Raw genomic sequence first — 2,089 nt, 5'->3', positions numbered from 1 at the left:
CCCGAAAGAATGCTTAATGTTTTGATAAAATTGGTATATAAAAAAGCCTGCATTTGCAGGCTTTTTTATTGCTCAGAATTAATGTCACACTGTGTAACTAGTTAAAACTAGTGGTCGCGGTCAACCGCAATACGGGCAAGGCTTATAAGTGCTTGCTTATAGTCAGACTCAGCTAAAAAGTCTAAACAGGCAATGGCTTTTTCGGCCTCAAGCTCTGCTTTTTGCATTGTAAACTCAAGCGCATTAGTTTGTTTTAGTGCAGTTAAAATTTCTTCTAAATGCTCCATACCATTACTGTGTTCTATTGCATCACGAATGAGCTGTGTTTGCTGCTCGCTACCATGTTGCATAGCATAAATAAGCGGAAGGGTTGGTTTGCCTTCTGCTAAATCATCGCCAATGTTTTTACCTAGCTGCTCAGCATCTGCATTGTAATCGAGTACGTCATCTACTAGTTGAAACGCAGTACCTAAATGCATACCGTATAGGTTTAGTGCATCAAGTGTCGCTTGGTCTTGCTCTGTGATAATGGCAGCAAGGCCTGTAGCTGCTTCAAATAATTTAGCCGTTTTAGAGTAAATAACCTGCATATAGCTGGCTTCAGTCGTATCTGGGTCATTGCAGTTCATCAGCTGCAATACTTCACCTTCAGCAATAATGTTTGTTGCATCGGCAAGTACTTGCATAATCTGCATTTTTCCAAGGCCAACCATAAGCTGAAATGAGCGAGTGTAAATAAAGTCACCAACCAATACGCTAGCAGCATTACCAAATTCAGCATTTGCTGTAGGCGTGCCACGTCGTAAGTTTGATTCATCTACAACATCATCATGCAATAGCGTTGCTGTATGGATAAACTCAACAATTGTTGCAAGTGTTATGTGATCTTTACCCTGATAACCGAGCGCTTTGGCTGCTAAAATAGCCAGCATTGGACGAACGCGTTTGCCGCCACTGCTAACTATATATAAACCAAGCTGATTAACTAACGCCACATCTGAGCGCATTTGCGCATGTATAAGTTGATTGACGTCATTCATATCGCTTTCGATTAACGCCTGGATAGCTTTTATATCCATTGATCTCCGAGCCAATTTTTATGTGTGAACGGCGCAGATTGTACAACAAAAAATGCACTAGCTCGATATTTTGTGACGATTGATTGAAAAAACACTATTAAAGTACTTAATTTAGACTGAATTAGCCAAGATAACTGATTAATTGATAATCAATATAGAGTTTATGGTGTGCTTAGATATTGAGCTGTGAGGGTCATATTTGAGTACATTAATTTATTTCGGCTAAGAGTTAAAAAGCGCTTGGCAAAAGGGCCAATTAATATAAAATGGGGTAAATATTGAATTGCTCTCAAAGCAGCTACTTTTTATTCATTTTAATTACAAAATAGGCTTGCTAGTTATTTCGCGTTAGCGTAAACTTCGCGCCCTATCGAAGAATATTTTAGTTGCGCCGATTTGAGGGTGCACAGACGGAGTTAATTATGTACGCGGTTTTCCAAAGTGGTGGTAAACAGCATCGTGTGACTGAAGGTCAAACGATTCGTCTTGAAAAATTAGACGTTGAAACTGGTGCGGCAGTAGAATTTGATTCAGTACTTTTAGTTGCTGATGGTGAGAAAATCGAGATCGGTGTACCGTTCGTAAACGGTGGCAAGATAACAGCTGAGGTTGTTTCACATGGTCGCGGTGAGAAGATTAAGGTTGTTAAATTTAGACGCCGTAAGCATTCTCGTAAGCAAATGGGCCATCGTCAATGGTTCACTGAAGTTAAAATCACTAGCATTAGCGCTTAATTAGAGGTACTTAGAAATGGCACATAAAAAAGCAGCTGGTAGTACTCGTAACGGTCGCGATTCAGAAAGCAAACGCCTTGGTGTTAAGCGTTTTGGTGGCGAATCAGTTCTAGCAGGTAGCATCATTGTTCGTCAGCGTGGAACTCGTTTCCACCCTGGTACTAACGTAGGTATCGGTAAAGACCACACTATCTTCGCAAAAGCAGATGGTAAAGTTCAGTTTGAACAAAAAGGTCCTTTAAACCGTAAATACGTAACTATCGTAACTGAGTAATC

The 2,089-nt window shown here is 40.2% G+C and carries 3 protein-coding genes; 2 read left to right on the top strand and 1 reads right to left on the bottom strand.

All coding sequences use genetic code 11. The features are described 5' to 3' along the window. Positions 1 to 107: 107 nt before the first annotated feature. Positions 108 to 1,079 carry an octaprenyl diphosphate synthase gene (ispB, locus tag H5072_RS17810; RefSeq protein ID WP_024596483.1) on the bottom strand — a complete coding sequence of 324 codons (972 nt, stop codon included), beginning with the start codon at positions 1,077 to 1,079 and terminating at the stop codon, positions 108 to 110. 422 nt (positions 1,080 to 1,501) lie between these two features. On the opposite strand from ispB, the gene rplU reads away from it, so the two are divergent. Next, entirely contained in the window at positions 1,502 to 1,813 is a 312-nt protein-coding gene (gene rplU / locus H5072_RS17805) for a 50S ribosomal protein L21 (RefSeq protein WP_002957748.1), read from the top strand. A 16-nt stretch (positions 1,814 to 1,829) separates the two neighbouring features. Further along, positions 1,830 to 2,087: a 50S ribosomal protein L27 gene (rpmA, locus tag H5072_RS17800; protein ID WP_002957747.1), complete on the top strand. Its 258-nt coding sequence runs from the start codon at positions 1,830 to 1,832 to the stop codon at positions 2,085 to 2,087. The last annotated feature ends 2 nt before the right edge of the window (positions 2,088 to 2,089 follow it).

This window comes from Pseudoalteromonas sp. SR45-5 (genome assembly GCF_014163565.1).
Lineage (GTDB): Bacteria > Pseudomonadota > Gammaproteobacteria > Enterobacterales > Alteromonadaceae > Pseudoalteromonas > Pseudoalteromonas distincta.
This window is presented reverse-complemented; position numbering and strand designations above follow the sequence as displayed.